Source organism: Streptomyces canus, assembly GCF_041435015.1.
Classification (GTDB): Bacteria; Actinomycetota; Actinomycetes; order Streptomycetales; family Streptomycetaceae; genus Streptomyces; species Streptomyces canus_G.
Map to the genome: position 1 here is coordinate 500828 of NZ_CP107989.1, position 25447 is coordinate 526274.

Genomic DNA, 25447 nt, shown 5'->3' on the forward strand with positions numbered 1-25447 from the left:
CCCCGGCCTCGCCACACGATGTGGCCGGGCACCCTCAGCAGGGCTGGTCTCGTCCCTCACCCTTACGTTCTACCGTTCGTCGGCGCCCTCGGCACCTGGGCGTATCGCCAAATCAAACGTCACGGCAGGCCGTCATCGCCAACTAGCGCGTCGAGGACGAGCAGATCGGCGGCCTGTCCGCGGGCCACGCTGCCGGCGGCCGGCAGGCCCAGGGTGCGGGCCGCGTCCCGCGTGGCCGCGTGCACAGGGCCTCAGCCGGGGTGAGGCCGGCCGCCACGAGCGCCGGCCGTCGTGGAGGGCGAAGCCCGGGACGAGGTGTCCCGGCCGGTATCGGTGCCCGCCGCCAGCCGCACACCCCGCCGTGCGGCTCGTTCACCAGCCGGCGCCGGTGCTCGAAGACACGGCGGAACTGCCGGGCCTGGGGGCGCCGGCCGGTCAGGGCCGCCGGCTGGTCCGGCCGGCTCTCCCTCTGCCAGGCGGGCAGGTACTTCCACTCCTCGGTCCGGGACGGAACGCCATCGGGCAGTTCCAGCGTGCGGTGCACGCTGAGCATGGAACGACCGCGGTCCCGTCAGCCGCCAGGCCCCGGAAGAGGGCGTCCGCCCGATCCCCGGGGTCTGAGCGCACTACTCGGCGTCCTTCTCGACCGCGACGTGCTCGTCACCGCCGCCCCGCGGTCGATGGGTCAGGGGGACATCGGAGGCAGGACGCCTCCCGGAACGTGATCCTGCGGCAGGTGCAAGGTGATCGTCGCTCCCTTGCCCAGGCCGGCGGATTCCGCGGTGATCTCTCCTCCGTGGGCTCGGGCGATGCCCCGGGCGATGGTCAGGCCGATGCCGCTGCCACCGGCGGCAGCGGGTCGGCCGGGATGCTCAAGGCGTTCGAAGCGGTGGAAGATGCGCTCACGGTCGAGTTCGGCGATGCCGATGCCGTCGTCCATGACACGGACGATCACGTGGTGCGCGGGAGACGGTCCAGCGTGCACGGACAACGCCACATGTCCCCGCCGATCGCAGGCGGCCAGTGCGTTGCCGAGCAGATTCACCAGGACCTGGGTGATCCGGTCCGGGTCGCAGAGAGCGGCGACGGGTGTGCCTGCGTCAACGGAAAGCGTCACCATCTGGTCGTCGTACTGGGGGCGCAGTCGCTCGGCTGTGCTCCGAGCCAGCATGGCCACGTCGGCGTGCCTGCGGCGAAGATCGAAGGCGCCCTCCTCCGACCGCGACAGGCTGGAGAGGTCGCCGGCCAGGCGCTGCAGCCGGTCGAGGTCGTCGGCGAGAGAGGCGAACATCGCCCCGTCGGGGGTGAAGATGCCGTCGGCCATGCCCTCTATCTGGCCGCGAAGGATGGTGATGGGAGTGCGCATCTCGTGGGCGACCTCGGAGATCAACCGGGCGCGGCGGCGCTCGGTGTCGGCGAGGGCCGCCGCCAGCTTGTTGACATCCTCGACCAGCGCTGCCAGGCCCGGCTCGCTGGGAAGTTCAAGGACGTCGTCGTAGTGGCCCTCGGCGAGCCGACGCGTGGCGGCGCGCACCCTGTCGAGCGGACGCAGCAGAAACCGGGACAGGGCGACGGACGCCGGGAAAGCCGCGGCCCCTCCGAACAAGAGGCCGACCTGCAGGACCACGTCGCCTTGGATGTCGGCAAAACCGAGCCATACCTCGATCAGCGCGCTGATCGCCGCCATGGCCGCCAGTGCCAGGAGGAGCACCATGACGTGCGAGAGCACCAGCCGGTCGCGGAGCGACAGACGCTCCTTGATCCGGCGCAGCCGCGCAGACAGGTGGTAGGCCGGCAAGCGGGAAGCAGGCACGCGTCGGTGTCCTTCCTGGCCGCTAGGCGGGGCGCCCGACAAACCGGTAGCCGATGGTGCGGACGGTCCCCACGAACCGGGGTGCGCCCGCGTCGTCGCCCAGCGCGCGCCGCAGCGTGCGGATGTGCACGTCCACGACGCGCTCGTCCCCGAAGAAGTCATCACCCCACACCTGGGCCAGCAGGCCGCGCCGAGTGAAGACCCGCCCGGGGGCACGGGCCATCGCGCACAGCAGATCGAAGTCGAGAGCGGACAGCTCCACCGTCCGGTCGGGATCGACCAGCACGGTCCGAGTCTCGGGATCGACCGTCAGTCCGTCGAAGCGCAGCACCCCGTCCTCGTGGTCCGCCTCGGACCGGCTGTCGGCGCGCCGCAGGATCGCTCGTACGCGCAGTGCCAGTTCGCGGGGGCTGAACGGCTTGGTGACGTAGTCGTCGCTGCCGGTGGTGAAGCCGATCAGCCGGTCGACCTCCTCGTCCCGGGCGGTGAGCATGATCACCGGAATCTGGCTCGCCTCCCGGATGCGGCGCAGGACCTGGAATCCGTCCAGGCCCGGAAGCATCACGTCGAGCACCACGAGGTCCGGCCGGTCGCGGGTGACCGCCTGCAGGGCGGACGGTCCGTCCGCGGCTTCGACGACGTGGAACCCGTCCGCCTCCAGGTAGCCGCGCACGGTCATGCGGATCTTGGGCTCGTCATCGACGACCAGAACCCGCTGCGTACTCATCGTGCTCGCTTTCCGTCGCCGAGGTGGGGAGAGGAAGGGGGAGGCCAGGCCGTCATGGCCGTGGGGGCACGGGGCAGAGGGCCTCGAATGCCGCCAGCGTACGGTGTCCGTCATGGTCGGCGACGGGCCTGCGGTGTGAGGCCGGCCGGTGCGGCGTGATCCCCCTCTCCACGCTGGTCGTTCCCAACGGCCTCCGCCGCCCGGCAGATCAGGCACCGGCCGCCCCGTCCTGCGTCCGCGCTCGCCCGGCCAGGTGACGGTGGTCCCTCCGTCGTTGGGCTCCCCCGCCGGCCGGCCCTTGCACAGCGCCCCGCCCAGGGGCGGGGCAGCGGGCGGCGGGCCGGGCCGGCCGGCGTACGGTCGCGGTTCAGCGAGAGCCGGAGCGGCGGAGCCGCGCCTTCAGCTTCGGGAACTGCTCGAGGGCGTTGGTCCGCTCGAGCGCGATCCGCCGGCGCCGGTTGTAGATCTCGTCGACGGTCGGTTCGGGGTCGCCTGACTGGAGAAGCGGCAGGCTGCCCTTGAGGAAGGGCATGGTCTCGACGTTGTCGGCCGCGTAGAGGTGGCGGGTCGCCGGCCAGTCGCTGCCGAACATGATGTGGTCGGCGGGCACAAGGGACGACAGCGGCTGCAACTGCGCGGCGGTGAATGCCTGTGCGTCGTCGAAGAACAGCCGCTTGATGTAGGTGAGGGGGCCTTCCGGCAGCACCTCGTTGAAGGGCGGGAAGGCCGAGTGCCGGGTCGCGAGCCGGTAGGCCAGGAACGGCAGTGCGCCGCCGCTGTGCGTGAAGTGCCAGCGGATGTTCGGGTAGTCCCGCAGGACACCGTTGTAGATCAGGCTCGTCATCGCACGGGTCGCGTCGAAGGTGTACTCGAAGACGTTGTTCCCGGCCGGGATGTCGGGGCCGAAGCAAAGCTTGGGAGCCGGGTTCACCTCCGGACCCGTCGGGTGGACGTAGACGTAGGCACCCCGGTCATTGAGGATCTCGTACAGAGGCGCGAAGGACGGATCCCCCAGATAGGTGCCCTTGTAGTTGGTGAGCAGGCAGATGCCGTCGAGATCCAGTTCGCCGAGCGCGCGGTCCACCTCGGCCATCGAGCCCTCGATGTCGGGCATCGGGGTGACCGCGAAGATGCCGAACCGGTCACCGCGGGTCTGCACGAGGTCGCGGGCGTAGTCGTTGACCGCGCGGGCGGTGGCGCGGCGGTCGTCGACCGGGCCGACGGTGATCTGGAGGTCGCCGAACGACAGGACGCTGGCCTGGATCCGGTACTCGTCCATGAAGGCCAGGTGCCGATCGACCGACCACGGACCGTACGCGCCGGTGATGGCGCCGAGGAGGCCGTAGCGCTTCAGGTAGTCGTTGTACACGTCCGGGGAGTAGTGCGCGTGGGTATCGATACGCCAGTTGCCCTTCGGCAACCCAGATTCGGAAGCTGCCGACTCCGGACTGGCCATGGCCGCGGGCACCGTGGCCGCAGCCGCGGTGACGACCGCCGCGGCCGATGCCCCTTCGATCATCCTTCGACGCGAGATGTTCCGTCGCAGGTTCATTTCCAGGTCGCCTCTTCATTCTGTGTGCGAGTCAGGTCGTATGTGCGTGCGTCACGGCGCCGTCGACAGGCCGGCGATGGCCCCCGCAGTGGTGGAGACCACCGTCTCCTCGGGCGCGCGTGCGCCCAGTCCAGGCCGACCGGGGAGCGCAAGCGGCCAAGTCACCCTTCGGCCGGGCCGGTTGCCGCAGTCGGAGTTGAAGCGGATCTGCGAGCAAGGCCGCCGACCTCGCCGACCCCAGCCGTAGGAACTCGCCGCACAGCAGGGTGATCAACGTTGTCCACCGGCGGGACGAGGAGTACAGGCATGACCGTCAGACAACAGCCGCCCCATAAAGCGGCTACCACTCAGCACATGAAGCTTCCATGAAGCCCATCGGCAGCCATGCAGGGTGCGAGTATTGCCCGGCAGCGGCGGCGAGGCTCACTCGTTCAACCGTGGCGAGACCGGTGGACACGAATTCGCCTTCTGTGACTACTCCCGGGAGTCTCGCGGTGCCTCGGCGGGCTGGACCGTGGTGAGCCATTGGGCCACGACGGCGTCGATGAAGGCGTCGGTGACCTGACCGCGGTCGAGGAAGAGCCGGGCCAGGACGGGGCCGTACAGCAGGGTGAACTCGTCCTCGCTGATCTGGACGCCCGCAGGCTCCAGCAGCCTGTTGAAGCCGGCGTGGCGGTCTTCGCCGATGCGGACGAGCGCCCGCGCGCTGTCGGGGTCGTGGTCGGCCTGGGCGGTGACGGCGAGGGCCGCGGTTCGCACGGCCGGCACGCTGACGCCGGCGCGCAGGCTCTTGAGCCAGGCGGTGGCCACCTCACGCACGTCACTGCCCGGTTCGGGGTAGGTGCCGAGGTCGGGGCCTTCGAGGACGAGGTCGAAGAGCAGCGCGGCTCGGGTGGGCCAGTGCCGGTAGAGGGTCTGGCGGGTGACGTCCGACCGCTCGGCGAGCAGGGCGTAGGTCAGCCCGGCCGGTCCGACCTGAGGCAGCAGTTCCCGTGCGACGGCCAGCACCCGGTTACGGGTGCGCTGCACGCGTGGGTTGCCCGGGGTCGGCTGACGGCGGTGGAGGGGCTGCTTCATGGCGCCACCCTACCGGCACATCATACGGAGCGTGTGATTGACGTCACACGCCCGAATCATACGCTCCGCGTGATAGACCTGAGGAAGTAATCACACGCACTGGATGATTCTTGCGTGTCGGCCCATCCGAAAGGCAGACAGCCATGTCACCTCGCAACCTGACCGCACCCACCTTCGCCCGCACTCGCCTCGGCTCCGGCCCCGGCCTGCTCCTCGCCCACGGCGCCGGCAGCAGCCTCGCCGGCACCTACGGCCCCGTCCTGGAAGCCCTCGCCGCCCGCCACACCGTCGTCGGCATCGACTACCCCGGCAGCGGAGACACCCCCCGCTCCACGACCCCGCTGTCCGTCGACGACCTCGCCGACCAGCTCGTCGCCGCCGCCGACGCGGAGGGCCTCGACCGCTTCGCCGTGTCCGGCTACTCCCTCGGCGGCCCGGTCGCCATCCGCGCCGCCGCCCGTCACCCCGAGCGCGTCACCGCACTGGTGCTGACCGCCGCCTTCCCGCACCGCGACAACCGGCTCGCTCTCGCCTCCTCGATCCAGAGCAAGATCGCCGCGTCCGGCGACCGCGAGCTGCTCGCCGAATTCCTCCTCATGGTGGCCCTCGGCACCCAGGCACTGGAGTCGATGCCGACCGAGCAACTGCAGCAGACCCTCGGCTACGTCGCCGCCGGTGCGGCCGACGGCAGCTCCGAGCAGACCGACCTCGTCGGTCAGGTCGACGTCCGGGACGACCTCGCCGGCCTCACGATCCCCACTCTGGTCGTCTCGACCACCGACGACCGCCTCGTCTCCACCGACCTGCACCGCCGGCTCGCCGAGACCATCCCCGGCGCCCAACTCGCGGAAATCGCCACCGGCCACCTGCCGATGCTGGAGCGGACCGAGGAGTGGCTGCAGCTCATCACCGACTTCCTCGACAAGCACCACGCCTGAACGCAGGCCTCGGGCGGAGCCACAGGGCCTGCCCCTTCACCCGGACCGATCACAAGTCACCACACGCGAGTCCATGGAGGAATCATGCTCAGCTTCGGCCACCTCGACGAGTCCACCCACTTCCACGACCAGCAGAAGGAGAAGGCCGGCCCTGTCACCATCATCAACACCTTTGTCGCCCCGGAAGGCAAGGAGGATGAGGTGGTGGCCGCCTGGACGGCCGACGCGGAGTACATGAAGAAGTCGGGGAACCTGCTCTCGGTGCAGCTGTACCGGGGTATCGGCGGCAGCCGGCTTTTCACCAACGTCGCAGTCTGGCGATCCACCGAGCACCTCCGCGCCGCGCTCGGCACGCCGGAGTTCGCCTCGCACCTGGCGAGCTATCCGGCCGGCACCGTCGCCTACCCGCACCTGTACCAGAAGTTCGCTGTCGAGGGCATCTGCGAAGGGGAATGACGACCCCTGACCGACCGGCCGGTTGCTCGAAGTACGGACGGTGATGGCGGCGGCGAGCGCCGTCACACCGCCTCGACGGAGCCCGCCTTGCCACGGACGACGTCCCGCAGGCGCTTCTTGTCGATCTTGCCGACCTTCGTGAGCGGCAACTCGTCCACGACAAGCAGGTCTTCGGGGAGCTTGTACCGCGCCACCTGCATCGCGGTGAGGGCGGCACGGACCGACTCGAGGCTCACGTGGGTCCCCGGCTCGACGACCACGACCGCGCACACCCGCTCCCCCAGGTCGGGGTCGGCCTTCGCGACGGCCGCGACACGGGCGACGCCGGGCAGGCGGTAGATGAGGTTCTCGACCTCCTCGGCGGAGATCTTCTCGCCGCCCCGGTTGATGAGGTCCTTGTCCCGTCCTTCGACGACGAGGTTGCCCGAGAGATGCAGCCGGACGACGTCACCGGTGCGGTACCAGCCGTCGGGGGTGAACGCACGGGCGTTGTGCTCGGTGGCCCGGTAGTAGCCGCGTGGGGTGTACGGGCCGCGGGTGAGCAGGGCGCCCATCTCGCCGGGCGGGACCGGCTCGCCGGAGGCGTCGACGACGAGGATCTCGTCGTCCGGGCACATGGGGCGGCCCTGCGTCTCGATCTTGATGTCGTCGGGGTCGTCGGGGCGCGTGTAGTTCAGCAGCCCCTCTGCCATGCCGAACACCTGCTGGAGTGTGCCGCCGAGCACGGGTTCGGCGCGGCGGGCGACCTCAGGCGCGAGGCGGGCGCCACCCACCTGCAACAGCCGGAGAGCCGGCGGGGCAGGGTGGCGGCCGGAGGCCACCGCGTCGATCCAGCGCTGGACGACGGCCGGTACGGCGGCGGTGGCCGTCACGCCTTCGGCGGCCATCAGCGGCAGCACCTTGCCGGGTTCCGGGCTGCGGGCCAGAACGACCCGGCCGCCGTTCATGAGGGTGCCCAGGATGCCGGGGCAGGCCAGGGGGAAGTTGTGTCCGGCGGGCAGTGCCACCAGGTAGACGGAGTCGGAGTCGAGGCCGCAGACCTCGGCGCTGCGCCGCGCGTTGTACTCGTAGTCGTCATGGGTGCGGGTGATGAGCTTCGGCAGTCCGGTCGTACCGCCGGAGAGCAGGAAGACGGCGATGTCGCCGCTGTCCGGGGCGATCCGGTCGAGCCGGGCCCGTGCGACGGCCGGATCGTCGGCCGGTTCGGCCAGGGCGCGCAGGTCCGTGGCGTCGGTGCCGATCATGCCTCCCGCGACGAGCAACAGCCGTACGCTCGGGACGGCTTCGGCGACCTCCCGTCCCAGGGCCTGGTGGTCGAAGTCGCCGAGTCGGTCCGGTACGGCGATCGAGGTGACCTCGGCATGGGCTGCCAGGTAGCGCAGTTCGTGACCGCGGTGGGCGGGCATCGCCATCACGGGAGCGATTCCGGCCCGTAGACAGGCAAGGGTGAGTGTGACGAACTCCCAGCCGTTGGGCAGCTGGACGAGCATCGCGTCACCTGGGTGGAGACCACCGTCCAGCAGGCGGCATGCCAATCCGTCGGCCCTCTCGACCAGTTGACGGTACGTCAGGCGCGTTTCGCCGTCTACGACGGCCACCGTGTCGCCGTAGGTCTCGGCCCATTCGTGAAGGTACGAGCCGAGCGGCCTGCCACGCCAGTACCCGGCCTCGCGGTACCGGTCGGCCGCCTCCTCGGGCCAGGGCACGAATCCCTCATGCGTCATCGGATCCTCCTTGATCCCGGGGGTCACGCAGCAGCAGTACGGCGTCGAGCGCGACGACGTCGCCGTCGGGCAGGACGCGCAAAGGGTTGATCTCGCACTCGACGACCGCGTCCTCGGCGGCGAGGGAGGCCATGGCGAGCAGCACGTGGGTGAGCCGCGCGCGGTCGACCGGGGTGGCGCCGCGCGCGCCGAGGAACATCTGGCGGGTGGCGAGCTCGTCGAGCATCGCGTGGGCCTCGTGCGCGGACAGGGGCGAGAGGCGCAGGGAGACGTCGCAGAGGATTTCGGCGGCCGTTCCCCCGGCGCCCAGAGCCAGCACGGGGCCGAAGACCGGGTCGCGGCGTACGCCGACGATGAGTTCGGGTCCCGCGGGGGCCATCTGTTCGACCAGCAGCGCGGGGCTTGCGGGCATGCGGGCGAGGGCGTCGTCGAGTTCCTCGTGCGTGCGGACGCCGACTTGGACCCCGCCCACTTCCGTCTTGTGCAGGATCTCCGCGTCGAGGATCTTCACGACGACCGGGCCGCCGAGCTCATCGAGAGCCGCGTGCGCCGCGGCGGCGTCGGCGCACACGAGCCGTACGGGCGTACGGATGCCCAAGTCCGCGAGGACCCCCGTGGCGGTGTGCTCGTCGACCGGGCCCGGCGGGAGCAGGGCGGGGGCATCGGAGGCGGTGACGACGGCCTCCAGCCGGGTGCGGGCAGCCGCGTCCTCGACGAGCGCGCGCACCATCGCCGATCCGGAGGCCGGCGTGGCCGCGCAGGGAATGCCGGCTTCGCCCAATTCACGGCGGGACCGCCGCGCCTGCTCCACGGGCCCGCCGACGACGGCGACGAGCGGGGTGGCCGTACGGGCGGCGCCCAGCGCGGCCGGGAGGTCCACCGCCGTGGGTTCCAGCAGCCCGTACACGGCGGTGACGTCGATGCCGGGGTCCTCCGAAACCCGCTCCACCACCTGCGTGAGCGCGGGTGAGGGGCGGCCGGTGTCCACGGGGTTGTTCAGATAGGTGAGGGCCGGGAGCAGCTCGCGCAGTTCCTTCACCGTCCGTTCGACCAGTGGCGGAACCTGGATGCCGTGGGAGCGCAGGTCGTCGGTGAGCAGCAGTCCGGGTCCGGCCTGTGCGGTGACCAGGCCGATGCCCGGGCGCGGGTTGGCCGGGAGGCGTACGCGGCTGAGCGCGGTGACGGCGTCGACGAGGTCGCGCTCGTCGTCGACGAGGACGGCTCCGGCCTGACGCAGGGCGGTCCTGGTCACGCGCCAGGAGGTGGCCAGGGCGCCGGTGTGGGAGCGGGCGAAGTCGCCGATGTCGCTACGGCCCACGACCAGGGCCACCACGGGGACCCGATCGGTCAGGCGTCGTACCGCCTCGGTGAGGCGCCGGCCCTCCGCGGCGGTCTCCACGTGCAGGGCGACGGCCCGTACGCCGTCGTCCTCGGCGAGGTGGCGCAGGACGTCGGCCTGGGTGACGTCCAGGCTGTTGCCGAGGCCGACCCCGAGTTGCAGGCCGCCGCCGGCCTCGGCCAGGGCGAACGCCAGCGCGTGGTTCACGCCGCCGCTCGCGGCCACGACCGCCACCGGACCCGGTTCCAGGTCGGGCGCGCCTGGGACGAAACTGGCCGTGAGCCGTCGATGGGGGGCGAGAAAGCCCGAGGTGTTCGGTCCGAGGACCCGGATGCCGGTGTCCCGCATCACTTCGGCCAACGCCTGCTGGTGCAGCGCACCGTCAGCCCCGGCTTCCGCGAACCCGCCGGCGCACACGAGTGCGGCGCGGGCACCCACGGCTGCCGCCTCGCGCAGGGCGACGGCGGTCACGGCGGCCGGAATGCAGGAGACGACCACGTCAGGTGTGATGCCGTGAGCTTCGGCCGCCTCGCCGACGGTGGCGAAGAAGCCCCGATCGGGGTCCGGGCGGCCGGAGTTGACCTTCATCACCGGTCCAGGAAAGGAAGCCAGGGAGTCGACCATGGCCGCGCCGAGTTTCCCGGGCGTGGCCGATGCGCCGAGCACGGCAATGGCTTGGGGCGCGAACAGCGCGTCCAGGGAGCTCACTTGCTGCCTCCGACGAGATCGGCCCGGCCGGAGAGCACGAGCGTGGTCGCGGTGTCGTCGTCGTACGCGCCGGTGATCGCGGCGGGCAGGCTGTGCACGAGCCGGGCCTCCTCCGCGATCAGTACCCGGGTCAGCGCCGTACCGCCGCGTACGCCGACGAGCAGGACGCCCGCCTCTGCCGCCTCACGCACCTGGTCGAGGGCGAGCGGCATCCCCTCCTCGGTGTCCGGGGCGTCGATCCACACGCCCGCCCCGTACGACTGACCGCTGAAGGGGACCATCGGGATGCCGGTGCCGTCGGTCCCGGTCAGAAGATCGTCGCCGACCGTCACCCGGCGCGAGGGAAGGCGGTACGGCCCGACCCGGAAAGGCGTCTCCAGGGGACCCGCCTCGTGACGTCGCCGCCACCATCCGTCGACGCGGTCCATGTACGTCGCGTCGCGCACGGCGAGTTTGGCGCGCGGGATGCTGCGGGTGAGGAAGTGGAAGGCGAACTGTGTCGGGTCGTCGAGGTGACGGACGTAGCGGCCGAAGTGCTCCCACCACGACAGGCTGGGCCGCGCCGAGTTCTGGATCCTCTCGGCCTTGGGGCGGCGACGCTCCTCATAGAGGCCGAGTGCCTCCGACACGCTGTCCGGTGCCTCCCCCAGGGCCTCGGCCAGCGCGACCGCGTCCTCCATGGCCATCTTGGTGCCGGACCCGACGGAGAAGTGTGCGGTGTGCGCCGCGTCGCCCAGCAGCACCCACTTCCCGCTGCGCCACGAACGGGCCCTGCGGGTGGCGAAGTTGGCCCAGCGGGAGTTGTTGCCGACCAGCGAGTGCCCGTCGATCTGCTCGCGGAAGAGGTCTTCCAGGTAGCTCTTGGTCTTCTCGTCGCTCATGCCCGGCGGGGTCGACGGATCGAAGGCGTCGAGTCCGGCCCTGATCCAGGAGTCGGCGTCGGTCTCGACGATGAAGGTGCTCAGCGAGTCGCTGATCGGATAGGCGTGGGCGGCGAAGACACCGTGGGGGCCGTCCTGGTGGACGAAGGTGAGCCCGTCGAACAGGTAGGTGGTGCCGAACCAGATGAACTTCGCGCTCGCCACCTCGGCGCTCGGCCCGAAGTCGTCGGCGAACAGGGCGCGGAAGCGGCTGTTGGCGCCGTCGCACACCACGACCAGGTCGAAGTCGTCCAGTTCGGCGGAATCGCGGACTTCGTGCTGGAAGCGCATCTGAACGCCCTCGGCGCGGGCCCGTTCCTGCAGCAGGCTCAGCAGCGTCTTGCGTACGACAGCCGCCATGCCCATGCCGCCGACGCGCTCCCGTGTGCCGTGCACGCGGACCTCGATGTCGTCCCAGTGCCGGCCATGCTTCTCCAGCGCTTCGCTGAGGACGGGGTCGGCGGCGTCGATGGCATCGAGGGTGGCGTCGGAGAAGACCACTCCGAAGCCGAACGTGTCGTCGGGCCGGTTGCGTTCGAAGACCACGACCTCGGCGTCGGGCCGGCTCCGCTTGAGCAGGGTGGCGAAGAAGAGTCCTCCGGGACCTGCGCCGATGCAGGCAACTTTCATTGCTGTTCCTTCGCGCTCACAGCCACGCGGGCAGTGTCGGCAGGGATCCCCTGCCGGTCGGGTACAGGGGGCCGGGCACGGGCCGTCCGGTCGTATAGGCGGCCAGGCTGGGCAGGTCACCGCTCACGACGACCGGCTCGACACCGGCCGGGTCGCCCAGTAGCCAGGTGTGGGCACCGTCCTCGGACCGCAGCCGGACGGAGGGACAGTCAGGTCGCCCCCGGAAGGAGGCGGCCACGTCGTCGACGAGGGCCGCGCACATGTCGTGCGGGACGTCGTCGAAGCCGGTGTCGATGTCCAGGTCGACGGCGTGGATCCATACCTCGCGCGCCCGCATCCAGGGCACCTGAGCGGCGGGCACCTCACGCCCTCGCGCGGTGCGGACGGTCGCCGCCCAGCACTCGTCGGGCAGCGCGGCGAGCTCCTCGGCGAGACGGCTGTCGGCCTCGAGCAGCTCGGCACGCAGCTCTTCGGCCGGCCGCCGGGCGCCCTCTTCGATCTCGCGCGCCCGCTGGTCGCCACTTGCGTACATGGGTGTCTCGACACCTGTACGCGCCCAGGTCAGCACATTGACGAGTGCGTCGGCGTTGCGGGCGACGTGAGCGACGACGTGGGCCCGGCTCCAGCCCGGCAGGTGCGAGGGCCTGGTGAATCCCGGGTCGGTGAGCCGGTGCACGGCGGCTTCGAAGGCCGCCGTGCCCTTGGCCGCCCGCTCCAGCATCGTGGCCGGGAGTGCGCTCACCGCGTCTCCCGGCGGCAGGTGTTGCGGGTCTCGCCGATCCCCTCGATCCGGGTGACGAGGAGCGATCCGTCCTGCAGATGGCGGGCGGGCTTGCGGGCGTGGCCGACCCCGCCCGGAGTGCCGGTGGCGATCACGTCGCCGGGCACGAGGGTGACGATCTCGGACAGGTACGAGACCAGCGTGGCCGGGTCGAAGACGAGGTCACCGGTGTCGGCCTTCTGGACCGTGTCGCCGTCGACTTCGCAGGTCAGGCTCAGGCCCTGGGCGGAGACCGCGGGATCGTCGGCGGTCACCAGCCATGGTCCGATGGGGGTGGTGGCCTCGAAGGTCTTGCCCTGGTCCCACTGGGTGGTGCGGTACTGCCAGTCGCGGGCGGTGACGTCGTTGAGCACGGTGTACCCGGCGATCGCGGCCCGCGCCTGCTCCGTGTCGGCGTGCCGGACCTCGGCCCCGATGACGACGCCGAGTTCGGCTTCCCAGTCCATCTGCGTGGAGGAGGCGGGCAGGGTCACGTCGTCGTAGGCGCCGACCAGCGCCCGCGCGTACTTGTTGAACAGCGTGGGGTGGGAGGGGAGTTCGCGGCCCATTTCCAGAATGTGGGTGCGGTAGTTGAGGCCGACGCACACGACCTTCTCGGGCGCGACGACGACGGGGGCGTAGTCCAGGGCGCCTTCGTACGTCTCGCCGTCGGCATCCGCGGCACGCGCCGCCCAGTCCCGGTGGCGCAGGAAGGCCACCAGGTCGTTCTCGCCGAGGTCCACGGCCTTGTCCTCGTCGACGCGGACGGCGCTCGTGCCGCCGTTGACCCGGATGGTGGCGAGCTTCACTTGTGTTCTCCTCGGGAGGTACGGGCGAGGCCGAGGGCCTCGTAGACGGGCTCGTCGCTGAAACGGAACAGGTCGACCTGGGTGCGGGCGGACAGCGAGACCTCGCACCAGGACGGGACGACGAACAGGTCGCCCTTGGCGATCTCGAAGACCTTGTCGCCGACGCGGGCCACCGCCTCGCCCTCGAACACCTGCCAGATCGCGGAGCCGACGGTGCGCACCGGGGCGGTCTGGGTGCCGGCCCGCAGTCGGCGCATCTCGGTGCGCATCGTGACCAGGGCGTCCCTGCCGGTCGTGGGGTTGGAGAAGCGGACTCCGGCGTGCCCGGGCTCGAGCACGCCGGGCACGCCCTCCCGCTCCAACTCCAGCTGGGAGGTCAGGGCGGCGTCGGTGTGCTCCCAGCGGTACGCGTTCAGCGGGGAGTTGGGCCGGCCGATCGGGCGCAGTCCGGGGTGGCCCCACAGTCGCTCGCCGCGCGACCGCTCGGGGGTTTCACGAGTGGAGAGCTCATCGGGGCCGAACTCGAAGAAGCCGGCGTCCAGTTTGGAGACGAGCGGGATGTCGAGCCCGTCGAGCCAGGCCATCGGCTCATCGGTGACGTTCTGGTGCTCGTGGAAGGCCCAACTCGGCGTGAGCAGCAGGTCACCCCGCCGCATCGCCACCGCGTCCCCGTCGACGTTGGTCCACACGCCTTCGCCTTCGACGACGAACCGGAAGGCTCCCTGGCTGTGCCGGTGCGAGGGGGCGACCTCGCGCGGGCCCAGGTACTGGATCGCGGTCCACAGGGTGGGAGTGGCGTAAGGAAGGCCCGGAAGACCGGGGTTGGACAGGGCCATGGCCCGGCGCTCGCCGCCGCGTCCCACCGGTACGAGCTCTCCGGAGCGCTGCGCGATGGGCAGCAGCTCGGCCCACCGCCACAGGTGCGGGACCGCTGCGGGCTGCGGCGACATCGGCATGAGGCCGTCCACCTGAGTCCACAGCGGGATCAGGCCGGCGTCCTCGAAGTCCGCGTACAGCTCGTCGAGCAGCTTGCGCTCGGTCTGTTCGCTGGTGGTGTCGGTCACGGAAACCTCCACGTCGTGTGTGCGGCGACCGCCGGAAGAAGCGCAGTTCGTTCCGCGCCGTCCATGACGCTACGGACCGTTTCCCCTCACCGGAATCCTGGAGAGATAGGATTCCTCTATGGAGAATTCAGGCAGTCCCTCGCCCAGCCCCTCGTATCCGGTGAGCGCCGCCGGCAACGCCCTGCGCGTCGTCCGGCTGCTGCACGAGCTCGACGAGCTGCGGGTGATGGACGTCGCCGACCGGCTCGGCGTCGCGCGCTCGACCGCGCACCGGATCCTCGCGATGCTGGTCTTCGAGGGATTCGCCGTGCAGGACCGCCACAAGGTGTACCGGCCGGGGCGGGCTCTGCAGGCCATCAGGGGAAGCCAGGCCGCCCCTCCCCCGGACCTGATCACCGTCGCCCATCCTCACCTGCAACGGCTGGCGGACGCCGTCCGGGAGACGACTCACCTGATGGTGCTCGAGGGCAACGGCAGCCGCTTCCTCGACGGCGTGGAGGGCCCCCAGGCGCTGCGCGTCAGCTACCGCACCGGCACGCTCCTGCCCGCCCACGTGACCTCGGGCGGCAAGGCCCTGCTCGCGGCACTGCCGACCGACCGGCTCCGGGCGCTTTACCCCAACGGACTTCCCGAGGACCGGGCCAAGGCCCCCAAGGACTTCGAGAGCCTGATGAACGAGCTGGTGTCCGTGCGCCGTCACGGCTACGCCATCAATCTCCAGGAGAGCGAGCGCGGAGTGCACGCCGTCGGCGCGTGCGTACGCGACCGCACGGACGCCGCCGTAGCTGCCGTGGTCGTGGCGGCTCCGTCCGTTCGCTGCACCCGCGCAAGGCTCGCTGAACTGTCCCAACCTCTGCTCGCGACCGCACGGGACATCGGTCAGGGTCTGTGAACGGCGGCGGCGCACGCCACCGTCGAGCCGCGTGGTGGCGTGCGCCGTAGTGTCTTCGAGGTACGACCTGCTGTGCGCAGGTCGTCGAGGCTCCTCACAGTCGCAGAACGCGCTCGGCGTTGCCGTGCGCGATGCTCGCGAGATCGGCCGGCGCGTACGGTGCCGAGCGCAGGAATCCGACCGCCTCAGCACTGGACTCGAACGGGTAGTCGATGGAGAACAGCACACGGTCGACACCCACGGCATGGACGGCTCCCAGCAGCGCGGCATGCGACATGACTCCGCTGGTGGTGACGTACACGTTGTTCCGCAGGTAGTACGAGGGCAGGTGCTGCACCCTGCGCTCGGCGGGCACCTGGTCGTAGCGGCTGTCGAGCCGGGCCATCTGGAACGGCAGCAGTTCGCCCATGTGACCCAACACCACCGACGCGCGCGGGAACTCGTCGAACACTCCGCCGTAGATCAGCCGGAGCGCATGGGCACCGGTCGTCGCCGTCCATCCCCAGGACGGCCCGACCAGCACGGGATACCCATCGAAGACATGCCAGTTGTCGGCCGGAACGACGGCCGGATGCAGGTACAACGTCACGCCGAGGCGCTCCAGTTCAGCCCATACCGGCCTGAACTGCGGCTCGTCGAGGTAGTGCCCCCGCACATGGTCGTTGTGGAGGACGCCCTTGAAACCGAGCTCCGTCACCGCCCGGCGCAGTTCCACGACCGCGGCCTTGGGGTCCTGCAACGGAAGGGTGGCAAAGCCCGCGAAGCGGGTGGGATGGGCGGTGATCGCCTTGGCGAGATGGTCGTTGATGCGCCGCGCGGCAGCCACGGCCTCCGCGGGATCCTCGATCACTTCCACGCCCGGCGTGGAATACGAGAGGACCTGGACGTCGACGCCGTTGGCGTCCATGTCCGCGAGCCGCAGCTCGGTCAGATCGTCCAGGCGCCGGAACCACTCCTGCTTGATCGCGTCCGGCACCGCCATGTGCTGACGGATGGTTTCCTCCTGCCGGATGGCTCCGGGAACGGAGAACGCCTCTTCCACGGCCACAATGCGCATCTTTTCCTCCGAAGTGTTCCGATGGTCCTTCGAGTGGCCGCCTGCGGGCCGGGGCGGCGGGCCTGGCGTCGGGCGCCTGGAATCGGCTCCCTGGACGCCGGCGACCGCCGCGGAGACACGACGGCCTGGCGCGGTCTCGGCCGCCCGCGCGGGCGCCCCCGCGACCAGGCCGCCGACCACTTGCGGCTCCTGAAGCAGCGGCGGTCACGGCGATGAATCTTCGCCGGGTGGCCTCGGCGGGAGGCTGGGGGCGGGGTTCGGTGGGCGGAGTCACGGCTTGGAAGGGACGGTCGTCGGGCATGTCCACTCTCCCTCGAGGGCGCGCGGGTGATTGCCGGGTCCTGCCGATGGCCTTATGCGCTCCGCGAGGTGCGCCTCGTTCGCGAGTGGTCCGATGGCCTGTTCGAGCAGCTCTTTTCGGCAGTTCGCCGTCGCCCGTGGCTCATTTCACTGAAGCTCTCTTGAACTGGAGCCAAGCTAGTTCTGGGGCACTTTTCAGTCAAGGCCTGCTCGGAAGCCACTCGGCGCCAACCTCTCTCATGACTCGCTGTCAAGAGAGTGAGCGGGCGGCGCGGCACGCCGCACTCGGCTCGTGTCACGCAGGTCCGTCGTCGGCAGAGCATCGGGATTGAGCTCGGCAAGCATCCGGAGCAGCAGGGTATGTACGACCGCGCGCTCGCCGGGAGCGAGGACCGCGAGGGCTTCCTCGTCGAGGTGTTCCACCACACCCCGCGCCCGCTCGGCGACCTTCGCACCGCTGTCGGTGATGGTCAGCTGTACGGTTCTGCGGCTCGAAGGGTGTTCACGGCGAGCCAGAAGGCCGCGGTCGACCAGCGTGTTGACAGCGGCGCCCATGGACTGGGGAGTGAGGCCGGTCCGACGCGCGATCTCCGCCGCGGAAATGCCGGGACTCCAGACGACGTGCTGCAGAGCGTTGTGCTGGGCCGCCGTGAGGTTGAGCGAGCGCAACGCTCTCTCAAGACGCGCCCCCATCACGTGCACCACTTGCCACGCCAGGTAGCCCATGCGCGTCGGGGGATGTGCGTCAGGACGCCCCATCAGCAACTCCAAAAGTAAGGTGCCTGATATTTCTATGGTACAAATAGAAGGTACCTTAGAAGGTGCCTTACAAGAAGAACTTGGAGAGGGCCCCATGTCCACGCCACCGACCACTTCCGCCGAGCCGCACCATGCGCACCATCACCACGCGATGGACACCGCTCCGGCGCCGCAGGGCGCCACCGGGATGAAGGGGGTTCTGCTCCCCGTCGCGATCGTGCTGGCCATCGGCTCGATCTTCGTCAGCGTGTTCCTGGCCGCATTTCACGCCCCGCGGCCTCACGACCTACCGGTCGCCGTGGTCGGGACGACCCCACGGCTCGAACAGATCACCGGAGGGCTGGAACTCGGGCTGCCCGGCGGATTCGAGGTGAAGCGCTACCCCGACGCGAACGCGGCCCGCCACGCGCTGCAGGATCGAAAGGTGTACGCCGCCTATGTCACCGGCCCCGAAAAGTCCGCCGAGTTGCTGTATGCCGGAGCCAACGGCCCTTCGGTGACCTCGACGGTCACCGGTGCCTTCTCCGGTGTCGCCAAGTCGAGCGGAGACCGGCTGACAGTGCAGGACGTCGTACCGGCCTCGGCGGGCGACACCCGCGGTATGTCGGTGTTCTACGCCGGGTTCGGCGTCGTGCTGGCCGGGTTCCTGTTCGGCATGATGACGTACCAGATGGCTCCGCGGCTGGAGTACCGGTGGAGGTTGGTCAGCCTCGCCTCCTTCAGCGTCCTCGCCGGCGTCCTCGTGGCGGCGATGGCCGGCAGCCTGGGCTTCTCTGCATTGCCGGGTCCCTTCCTGGGCATAGCGGGGGTCATCGCGCTGATGGCCGCGGCCATCGGCAGCGCGACCATGCTGTTCATGCGTCTCTTCGGCCGCGCCGGGATGTCACTGGCCGCCGTGGTCCTGCTGACCTTCGGCAACAGCACGAGCGGTGGCACGCTGCCCACCGCCTACCTGCCGGGCTGGCTGCATCCGCTCTCGGAGATCCTCCCGGTGGGAGTCGGCGTACGAGCCGTCCAAGGCCTGTCCCACTTCAACAACGACGGTCTCACCGCGGGCGTCGTCGTCCTGGTGGCGTGGATCCTCGTCGGCGCCGTGGTGCTCCTCTGGCTCGATGCCCGCGGACCGCGTCGCGCAGCCGTCGGCTGACCCGTCAGCCTGCGCGCCACGCGGCGCAGTCCCAGCTCCATTGACCGGTGACACGCTCGCAAGCTGCGCACCTCGCTCTCGTAGACTGCGGCCGTGACCGACGCCGCTTTCCCCACCACCGGATACCTCGCCTGGCAGTTCTCCCAGATCATCGCCGGACGACTGGAGCGGGCACTGCGCGCGGAGGACCTCACCTTGGCGCAGCACAACGCTCTGCAGCAGGTCCTGTGGACGCCGGGGGTGTCCGCCGCGGAGATCGCGCGCCGCTCCGGCATCACGGCGCAGTCCATGGGAGCCGCGGTGAGCCAGCTCGTCGAGCGAGGACTGCTGCGACGGGAGCCGCATCCGACCAGCCGCCGTAGCATGCGCCTGTTCGCGACGGCCGAGGGAAGCGCGACGACCGCTCGTGCCACGTCGATCGCGAGGCGGATCGAACGGGAGACGACCGCGCCGCTCTCCCCGGAGGACAAAGACGCCATTCACCGTCTGCTCTACCGTTTGGTCGAGGAACTGAACCCCGACGCCCTCGCCATCGACACGCGATCGCTGAACTGACCCTGGCCGTCCAGCGGTCGCCACTTCCGGGGGCGAGAGGACGCAACGCCATGAGCCGTGCCGAGAGCCGTCGTCGGTCGTACGGTTCCACCCGCGGTCGTCCCCGCAGCAAGGCCGTGGAACGGGCCATCCTGGAAGCGGTGCTGATGCTTCTCGAGGACGGCGTCCCGCTGGCAGAGCTCTCCGTCGAGAGCATCGCCCGCACCGCCGGTGTCGGCAAGGCGGCCATCTACCGCCGCTGGAGCGACAAGGAGGACCTCTTCGTCGACGTCATCCGCGCCGCTGAGCCTGCCGAGCGAGAGCTTCCCGGTACGTCGATGCGGGACGACCTGGTCGTTCTGCTGGAGTCACTGCGCCAACGCAGCCTGGCCGGCCGCTCGTCGGCGGTCCTGCACACCGCACACGCCCAGATGAGAAGCAGCCCGAAGATATGGGCCGCCTACCACTCCGGCGTGATCACTCCCCGGCGTGACCTCGGACTGGAGATCCTCCGGCGAGGCCAGCTGAAGGGGGAGCTCCGTACGGGCATCGATCTGGAACTGACCATCGACATGTTCGTCGCCCCCCTGCTCATCCGCACGTTCGTACGCCACGACCCCGACCTCCCGGATGGACTCCCCGAACAGATCGTCGACACCGTCCTCCATGGGCTACGGCCTGTCGGCTCCCCGCGCAGTTGAACGCGTAGGCGCCGGGGGCGCGGTCGCTGCGGCGCTCAGCCGCGCGCGGCGAACACAGTGGCCGCTTCCTCGAAGGACGCGGGTGCGCGGCCGAGCAGCATCCGCAGGACGTTGCTGTTGCCGCGCAGGCCGTGCCGGTCGTAGCCCTGCCACATGGCGCGCATGTCCGAGGCCCGGGACGCGGAGTCGGCCACTCCCGGCGGGAGCGGTGCGTCCGCCCAGTCGACCGTCCGCGCCTCCAGATCCACTCCTCGTGCCCGCCCGGCGAACCGCACCGCCTCGGCCAACGTCAGGGCGGGCCCCGCGAGTTCGTAGGTCGCCGAGTCGTGGCCTTGCTCGGAGAGCACCTTGACGCCGGCTTCCCCGAGGTCCCGCAGGTCGATGAACGAGAACTCGTTGTCGACGTCGAACGGCACCCCGACGGGGCCTGCCGGAGCCCTCCCCCACGTCGACAGGACGATCTGCGCGAACATCGAGGGCTGAAGGATCGTCCAGTTCAGCCGCGAGGCCCGCACGGCGGCCTCGGCGTTCGCCTTGCGCAGGTGGTGACGCAGCCCGGGGGTGTGCGGGTGCAGGACGGACAGGTACACGAACCGGCGCGCACCCGCGTGCTCAGCCGCTTCAAGTGCCCTGATGGCGAGCATGTCTTCCTCCGGGTGGAACGCCGGCGGGATCATGAACACGAAGTCCGCGTTCTCCAGCGCCTGACGGACGGTGTCCGGCTTCTCCAGGTCGGCCTCGACGATGTCGTCCACGCCCAGGGCAGCCACTCGTTCCCGCCCTGCCGGGCCGTGCACCACGGCCCGGACCCGGAAGGGAGCTCGCAGCGCGGCCTCCAGCACGTACGTACCGCAGAGCCCGGCCGCCCCGATCACCGCGATCAGTGGCGGCTCCTGGCTGCGTACGCCTTCTGATTCGGACACGTTCCTGCTTCCTCTCGCTGTTCAGAGGCGACTCCGCGGAGTCGCCTCGCGCGCGTGCGTAGGGTCAGGGGTTGATCACGGTCATCCACATGGGGTCGTCGACCCGTTGCTGTATCGCGTCCATGGCCTTGCGCGCTTCGGTGAGCGGGAAACGATGCGTGATGAGCTCGTCGGCGGTGAGGGCGCCCGTCGCGAGCAGACGAAGGACGTCCGTCGCGTCCTGGCGGGTGTAGGCGCGCGTGGCGACGAAGCGCCAGCAGTGCATCATCAGGTCGATGGGGGGCAGTGCCAGCGGGGTGGAGTTGCCGCCCATGTGCACGAGTGTGCCGCCGGTGGCCATGCCGGCCATGGTCTGGCCGAGGGCGGGCCCCTCCGGGATGAAGTCGATGACGGCATGGGCTCCCTCGGGTGCCAGCTCACGCAGCCGACGGGTGAGGGTGCCGTCGGTCGACCAGTTCTCGGGGAGTTCGTCGAGTGCGACGACGCCGACCGGTATGCCGCCGGCGAGCCCGGCGACCCGGTGGAGACGGTCGGAGTCGCGGCCGACGAGGATCAGACGGGCGACTCCGAAGTGCTCCGCGAGTTTGACCGTCGCGGTTCCCATGGTGCCGGTCGCGGCGGTGACCACGAGGGTGGCCCGTTCCGGAAGGTCGGCGCACTTGAGTGCGCGCACGGCGTTGGCCAGATCCTGGACCTTGGCCGCGACGTCGAAGCCGACGGAGTCCGGCAGCGAATCGATCAGCCAGTGCGGGACACGGACGTACTCCGCGAGCCCGCCGTCGTGGTACTGCTCGTACAGCGGCATCGGGCCATCACCGAAGGCGGCGTGGCCGAGCATGGCCTGCTGGGCGCACATCATGTCCCGGTCTGTACGGCAGTAGTCGCACTCACGGCAGTTCAGCAGGGGGTGCACGCGCACCCGGTCGCCGACCGCATGGCCCGTGACGTCGTAGCCGACAGCGGAGATGACGCCTGCGGCCTCGTGGCCGAGTGTCGTGGGCAGTTGCTTGAGCGCCCCCATCCTCAGCAACCGCATGATGCCCGGCGCCAGGCCGGCGGAGGCGACCTTCACGACCACGTCGAGTGGACCCGGCTCGGGGACGGGCACCTCCTCCAGGACGAGTGCTTCGGCGCCCTGGTGCGCCCGCAGGGCAAGCATCGTGGCCATCAGCCGACCTCCACGGTGAGGCTCGGGAGGCGTGCGGGGGTGTAGGCATCCGCCGTACGCGTGGTCTCGGCGACCTGGGGCAGTTCCTGCTGCGAGAGAAGACTGACGTGGTCACCGGGCTCGGTCACGACGCTGGTGTGGGAGATACCGAGCGGGATGCGGACGAAGTCGCCCGGCTGGAGCTCGACGACGCCCCGCTGGGTGATCAGCGTGCGGTGGCCGTGGGCCTGGTACTGGATCTCGTCGGCGTCGAGGGTGCGCCGGTAGCGGCGCTGCCCGCCAGGGGTGGTGGTGACCATGCCGAGGCGGATGCGATCCGTCGTGTACAGCCAGGTGACGTCCTGACCGGGATCGGACCGGAACACCGCCATCCGCCGGTCCTCCTGGTGCACCTGCTCGAGCAGGAGCTGTTCGTCGACCCCGAAGACGGTGATGTCGTGGCCGAGCGCGGCCATGCACTGCGTGATCGCCTCGTTGGCCTCGCCGGGCTGCCAGCCGGGGAACGGCGGGAACACGGCCCCGGACTCCCGCTGGGCCGGCGCCAGTTCGGTGACGGGTGCGGGGATGTAGAACAGCAGGTGGCTGTCCTCGCGGCCGTAGTTGTCATGGGCGACGCCGCGTGGGATGCGGGAGAACTCGCCGGGCTGGAACTCGATCACGCCGAGTTCGGACATCAGCGTCCGCTCGCCGCCGATCTGGTAGGAGATCTCGTCGACGTCGCAGTTGCGGTGGTAGAACGGCTGCCGGCCGTCCATCTTCTGCCACTCGACGCGGATCTCGTCGTTCTCGTAGACGCCGCGCGGCGGGGCGAATGCCTCCGGCTCGTACTGCTGCGGGTAGTGCACCACGGTCAACGGCGGGTGCTCCTGCCACAGCTTGACGGGCACCTTCGGGGCATGCGGCGGCGAGAGCAGCAGGTGCTCGTCGCGGACGATACTGCGCAACGGATGATCGGAACCCAGGACCATGACGTCTTCTACGACACTCACGGGGACCACCTTGTCTTTGCGTACCTGTCCTTGGGCGGTCACCTCTTTCGGCCCCAGTACATCTCGATGCCCTTCCATTCCATGAGTTGCGGGCTGTCGACCTTGTCCCCGAACGCCTCGCGGATCTGCTCTCCGGAGTAGTAGGGAATGTCGTCCACGGGGACGTGCGCGAAGAGTTTGTCGAACCACTGCCGAAGGTGGACGTCGGAGTTGATACGGGAGGAGAACGTCGCTCCCTTCAAGACCGCTTCGGCCAGCACGATGCGCCGACCGGGCTTCATCACCCGCAGCAGATCCGCGGCCGTCTCCTGCCAGTCGTCACAGTGCTGTGTCGCCTGCAGCACGGCGACGCAGTCGTATGCCTCGTCGTCCACCCCGTCCGTGTACGCCCAGCGCCAGCAGCCGATCTGGCCGTTCCGGCCGGGGATCTTGCCCAGGACGGCGTTTCGTCCGTCCTTGATGATCTCCACGGTGTCGATGACGCCGTCCGGCCCCACGATGGCCTGCATGTCCTCGACCCATCCGGAGGGCGCGATGCCCTCACCGATGAGCAGAACCCGGTCTCCGGCACGGAGTTCGAGCAGACCGTAGACGATCTCGGAGATCGGCCGCGCCAGCTCCTGCCAGATGTACGGCAGGCCACCGGCGATGGCCATGGCCATTTCCCATTTCACCCGCTGGTTGACGTCGTGGACCTCCGGGCCGAAACGCTCCTCGTCCCACGGCTGGATGTATTTCCAGGGGTCTCCGCCGCCGAAGCTGTCCTTGTCTTGTGTACTCATGTCGTCATGTCCTCCGTAGCCTGCCGGAATCATGTGGTGAGGGCGCCGTTTCTCCGGCTGGAATGCCCTCCTTGCCCGTCAACGGTGAGGGCAGCGGCCTGAAGGCGCGGCGCCTGATGCGCCGCTTGCCGCCGGTACGGCGGAACGGGTGGGTGGTGGTGTCCTGGTGGCATCCGCCAACCAGGGCCAGGCAGCGGCTCCCGACCTCGTCCTGATCAGCGGGAGTCGCCATGACCATCCCCGCCTCTTGAACCCGAGATGAGCGTAGCACCGCACCTGACCTGTCAAAAGTCTTGTGTTTTGCCAGGTCTTCCATGCACAGGCTTGCGCGTCCAATCCTGACCCCGGTTCAAGAGGTCGGGTCATGAGCGGTCCGACCCTTGCTCAGGAAGGCAGATCTTCTACGTCTGACCAGCACGAGAGAGCTGGATCTTGGCCGGGTGCGGCATCTCGCCGGGCTGCTTCGGGGCCGACATGAGATGGGCGAGGAGATCCGCCGGTTCCGTGCCAAGGAGTTCCGCTGGACGGGCGTCCAGCTCGGATACCGCTGCAGCGGCTCCCCGATCTGCGTGCCGGACGGCAGTCCGGAGCCGCCCGACGAGCCGGACGAGTACGCCCGTCGAGGTGGCCCGGCTGCCGCGCACCGCACGTCTGGCTGCCCGACGGCAGTTCGGTGCTCGACCACTTCGGGCGCGGGTTCACGCTCGTGGTCTCGGGTTTCGCGGACCCGACGCCACTGGTGCAGGCCGCCCGCCGGTGCGGTGTGCCGTTGGCGGTGCTGCGCCTCGCCGACCCGGCCGCGGCAGAGCTGTACGAGCGGCCACTGGTGCTCGTCCGCCCGGACGGTCACGTCGGCCGGCGGGGGCGGAGGGCTCCCGCGGATCCCGTCGCCGTGCTCGACATGCTGCGCGGGGCGACGCTCCCGCGTCCCCACGGGAAAGCGGCCGGTGCGGGGCGGGGTATCAGCGGGAGTCGGGACTCACCTCGTCCGAGGCCGCGCTCAGCGCTTCCGCCCCTGGGGCCCCGCACACCTGGCCAGGACGGACTCCATCAGAAACCGGATCATCTCGTGGGCCGGTCTGTTCCGGTCGTTGGGCACGTTCGCCCCTTCGAACACAGCGACCGCGACATCGCGGACGAGTGCGGCATCGATGCCAGGGGCGTCGTCGAGGCCGCGCTCGGCCATGAGCTCGTCGACCAGTCCGACGATCCAGTTCAGGAAGGTGTTGTGAGCCTCGCGAACTGCCTCCGAGTGAGGAAGCCGGTCGTGCATGGCCTGGTGCAGCGGCCGTGAATAGCGCATGTCGGACAGCCCGCGCACCAGGCGGCTCAGTGGATCTGCACCGACCTGCTCCTCGTTCAGGATGCGGATCTCGCGACTGAGCATGCGGTTCATGACGGCGGCGAAGATGTGGTCCTTGGAGTCGAAGTACCAATAGACGTTGCCCCGGGCCACGCCGGCGGCGGAACTGATGTCCGCCATCGTCGTCTTGGCATAGCCCTTCGCCAGAAAGAGCTCGGTGGCCGCGGCTAGCAGATCACCCGTGCGCTCCTCCCGGGGAATCTGTTGGCGGTTCCGCGGCATCCCGAGTCCTCCTATGAGTTCACCACATCTCATGTGAGTGTAGACACCCGGCAGCTCACGCCCTGTTCAGGAGTCGCACGGCGGCCACCGCTC

The 25447-nt window shown here is 70.0% G+C and carries 24 protein-coding genes and 1 pseudogene; 7 read left to right on the top strand and 18 right to left on the bottom strand.

The window, feature by feature from the left end; translation table 11 throughout:
* Positions 1–119 precede the first annotated feature (119 nt).
* The 5 genes from OG841_RS02400 to OG841_RS02420 form a co-directional block, all read right to left on the bottom strand.
* Complete coding sequence (locus OG841_RS02400) at positions 120–245, bottom strand: hypothetical protein (protein ID WP_328643019.1); 126 nt, start codon at positions 243–245, stop codon at positions 120–122.
* Positions 246–685: 440 nt separating this feature from the next.
* Positions 686–1813 (bottom strand): sensor histidine kinase, encoded by a 1128-nt coding sequence (locus OG841_RS02405; protein WP_328643018.1) that lies wholly within the window; start codon positions 1811–1813, stop codon positions 686–688.
* A gap of 22 nt (positions 1814–1835) precedes the next feature.
* Entirely contained in the window at positions 1836–2540 is a 705-nt protein-coding gene (locus OG841_RS02410) for a response regulator transcription factor (RefSeq protein ID WP_328643017.1), read from the bottom strand.
* Between the two features lie 367 nt (positions 2541–2907).
* Positions 2908–4059, bottom strand: a complete 1152-nt coding sequence (locus OG841_RS02415) for an amidohydrolase family protein (RefSeq protein ID WP_371562985.1) — start codon at positions 4057–4059, stop codon at positions 2908–2910.
* Positions 4060–4566: 507 nt separating this feature from the next.
* Positions 4567–5169 (bottom strand): TetR/AcrR family transcriptional regulator, encoded by a 603-nt coding sequence (locus OG841_RS02420; RefSeq protein ID WP_328643015.1) that lies wholly within the window; start codon positions 5167–5169, stop codon positions 4567–4569.
* A gap of 143 nt (positions 5170–5312) precedes the next feature.
* Between OG841_RS02420 and OG841_RS02425 the strand changes: the two genes are divergently transcribed.
* Positions 5313–6107, top strand: a complete 795-nt coding sequence (locus OG841_RS02425; protein ID WP_328643014.1) for an alpha/beta fold hydrolase — start codon at positions 5313–5315, stop codon at positions 6105–6107.
* An 84-nt stretch (positions 6108–6191) separates the two neighbouring features.
* The gene (locus OG841_RS02430) at positions 6192–6563 is read left to right on the top strand and encodes an antibiotic biosynthesis monooxygenase family protein (RefSeq protein ID WP_326660028.1); all 372 of its coding nucleotides are present in this window, start codon (positions 6192–6194) and stop codon (positions 6561–6563) included.
* A gap of 62 nt (positions 6564–6625) precedes the next feature.
* On the opposite strand, the gene OG841_RS02435 is transcribed toward OG841_RS02430, so the two are convergent.
* From OG841_RS02435 to OG841_RS02460, 6 genes are read right to left on the bottom strand one after another with little or no spacing between them, the layout of a single operon-like run.
* Positions 6626–8287 (bottom strand): (2,3-dihydroxybenzoyl)adenylate synthase, encoded by a 1662-nt coding sequence (locus OG841_RS02435; protein WP_371562990.1) that lies wholly within the window; start codon positions 8285–8287, stop codon positions 6626–6628.
* Positions 8277–10334: an acetate--CoA ligase family protein gene (locus tag OG841_RS02440; protein WP_371562993.1), complete on the bottom strand. Its 2058-nt coding sequence runs from the start codon at positions 10332–10334 to the stop codon at positions 8277–8279. The genes OG841_RS02435 and OG841_RS02440 overlap by 11 nt, the downstream gene beginning before the upstream one ends.
* Positions 10331–11884, bottom strand: a complete 1554-nt coding sequence (locus tag OG841_RS02445; protein ID WP_371562996.1) for an FAD-dependent monooxygenase — start codon at positions 11882–11884, stop codon at positions 10331–10333. Before OG841_RS02445 ends, OG841_RS02440 begins: the two co-directional genes overlap by 4 nt.
* A gap of 16 nt (positions 11885–11900) precedes the next feature.
* The gene (locus OG841_RS02450) at positions 11901–12626 is read right to left on the bottom strand and encodes a maleylpyruvate isomerase family mycothiol-dependent enzyme (RefSeq protein WP_328643010.1); all 726 of its coding nucleotides are present in this window, start codon (positions 12624–12626) and stop codon (positions 11901–11903) included.
* Positions 12623–13453: a fumarylacetoacetate hydrolase family protein gene (locus OG841_RS02455; RefSeq protein WP_371563000.1), complete on the bottom strand. Its 831-nt coding sequence runs from the start codon at positions 13451–13453 to the stop codon at positions 12623–12625. The genes OG841_RS02450 and OG841_RS02455 overlap by 4 nt, the downstream gene beginning before the upstream one ends.
* A complete protein-coding gene (locus tag OG841_RS02460; RefSeq protein ID WP_371563002.1) occupies positions 13450–14517 on the bottom strand; it encodes a cupin domain-containing protein in 1068 nt (355 codons plus the stop codon). Before OG841_RS02460 ends, OG841_RS02455 begins: the two co-directional genes overlap by 4 nt.
* Positions 14518–14635: 118 nt before the next feature.
* Between OG841_RS02460 and OG841_RS02465 the strand changes: the two genes are divergently transcribed.
* Positions 14636–15409: an IclR family transcriptional regulator gene (locus OG841_RS02465; RefSeq protein WP_328643007.1), complete on the top strand. Its 774-nt coding sequence runs from the start codon at positions 14636–14638 to the stop codon at positions 15407–15409.
* 94 nt (positions 15410–15503) lie between these two features.
* On the opposite strand, the gene OG841_RS02470 is transcribed toward OG841_RS02465, so the two are convergent.
* Both OG841_RS02470 and OG841_RS02475 read right to left on the bottom strand, forming a co-directional pair.
* Positions 15504–16466 carry an amidohydrolase family protein gene (locus tag OG841_RS02470; protein WP_371563005.1) on the bottom strand — a complete coding sequence of 321 codons (963 nt, stop codon included), beginning with the start codon at positions 16464–16466 and terminating at the stop codon, positions 15504–15506.
* 537 nt (positions 16467–17003) lie between these two features.
* Positions 17004–17492, bottom strand: a complete 489-nt coding sequence (locus OG841_RS02475) for a MarR family winged helix-turn-helix transcriptional regulator (RefSeq protein ID WP_328643005.1) — start codon at positions 17490–17492, stop codon at positions 17004–17006.
* Positions 17493–17619: 127 nt separating this feature from the next.
* On the opposite strand from OG841_RS02475, the gene OG841_RS02480 reads away from it, so the two are divergent.
* From OG841_RS02480 to OG841_RS02490, 3 genes are all read left to right on the top strand, one after another.
* Entirely contained in the window at positions 17620–18672 is a 1053-nt protein-coding gene (locus tag OG841_RS02480; RefSeq protein ID WP_328643004.1) for an ABC transporter permease, read from the top strand.
* Positions 18673–18765: 93 nt separating this feature from the next.
* A complete protein-coding gene (locus OG841_RS02485) occupies positions 18766–19227 on the top strand; it encodes a MarR family winged helix-turn-helix transcriptional regulator (RefSeq protein ID WP_328643003.1) in 462 nt (153 codons plus the stop codon).
* 50 nt (positions 19228–19277) lie between these two features.
* The gene (locus tag OG841_RS02490; protein WP_371563008.1) at positions 19278–19907 is read left to right on the top strand and encodes a TetR/AcrR family transcriptional regulator; all 630 of its coding nucleotides are present in this window, start codon (positions 19278–19280) and stop codon (positions 19905–19907) included.
* A gap of 35 nt (positions 19908–19942) precedes the next feature.
* Here the strand turns inward: OG841_RS02490 and OG841_RS02495 are convergent, their stop codons facing one another.
* The 4 genes from OG841_RS02495 to OG841_RS02510 all read right to left on the bottom strand — a co-directional run bounded on the left by OG841_RS02495 (position 19943) and on the right by OG841_RS02510 (position 23769).
* A complete protein-coding gene (locus tag OG841_RS02495; protein ID WP_371563011.1) occupies positions 19943–20830 on the bottom strand; it encodes an SDR family oxidoreductase in 888 nt (295 codons plus the stop codon).
* Positions 20831–20894: 64 nt separating this feature from the next.
* A complete protein-coding gene (locus OG841_RS02500) occupies positions 20895–21998 on the bottom strand; it encodes an alcohol dehydrogenase catalytic domain-containing protein (RefSeq protein ID WP_371563014.1) in 1104 nt (367 codons plus the stop codon).
* On the bottom strand, positions 21998–22987 hold the full coding sequence (locus tag OG841_RS02505; protein ID WP_328642999.1) for a hypothetical protein: 990 nt from the start codon (positions 22985–22987) through the stop codon (positions 21998–22000). Before OG841_RS02505 ends, OG841_RS02500 begins: the two co-directional genes overlap by 1 nt.
* Before the next feature lie 38 nt (positions 22988–23025).
* Positions 23026–23769, bottom strand: a complete 744-nt coding sequence (locus OG841_RS02510; protein ID WP_328642998.1) for a hypothetical protein — start codon at positions 23767–23769, stop codon at positions 23026–23028.
* A 565-nt stretch (positions 23770–24334) separates the two neighbouring features.
* On the opposite strand from OG841_RS02510, the pseudogene OG841_RS02515 reads away from it, so the two are divergent.
* A pseudogene (locus OG841_RS02515) lies at positions 24335–24634 on the top strand (aromatic-ring hydroxylase C-terminal domain-containing protein); the annotation flags it as partial.
* A 135-nt stretch (positions 24635–24769) separates the two neighbouring features.
* Here the strand turns inward: OG841_RS02515 and OG841_RS02520 are convergent.
* Positions 24770–25354 carry a TetR/AcrR family transcriptional regulator gene (locus OG841_RS02520; RefSeq protein ID WP_328642997.1) on the bottom strand — a complete coding sequence of 195 codons (585 nt, stop codon included), beginning with the start codon at positions 25352–25354 and terminating at the stop codon, positions 24770–24772.
* Between the last annotated feature and the right edge of the window lie 93 nt (positions 25355–25447).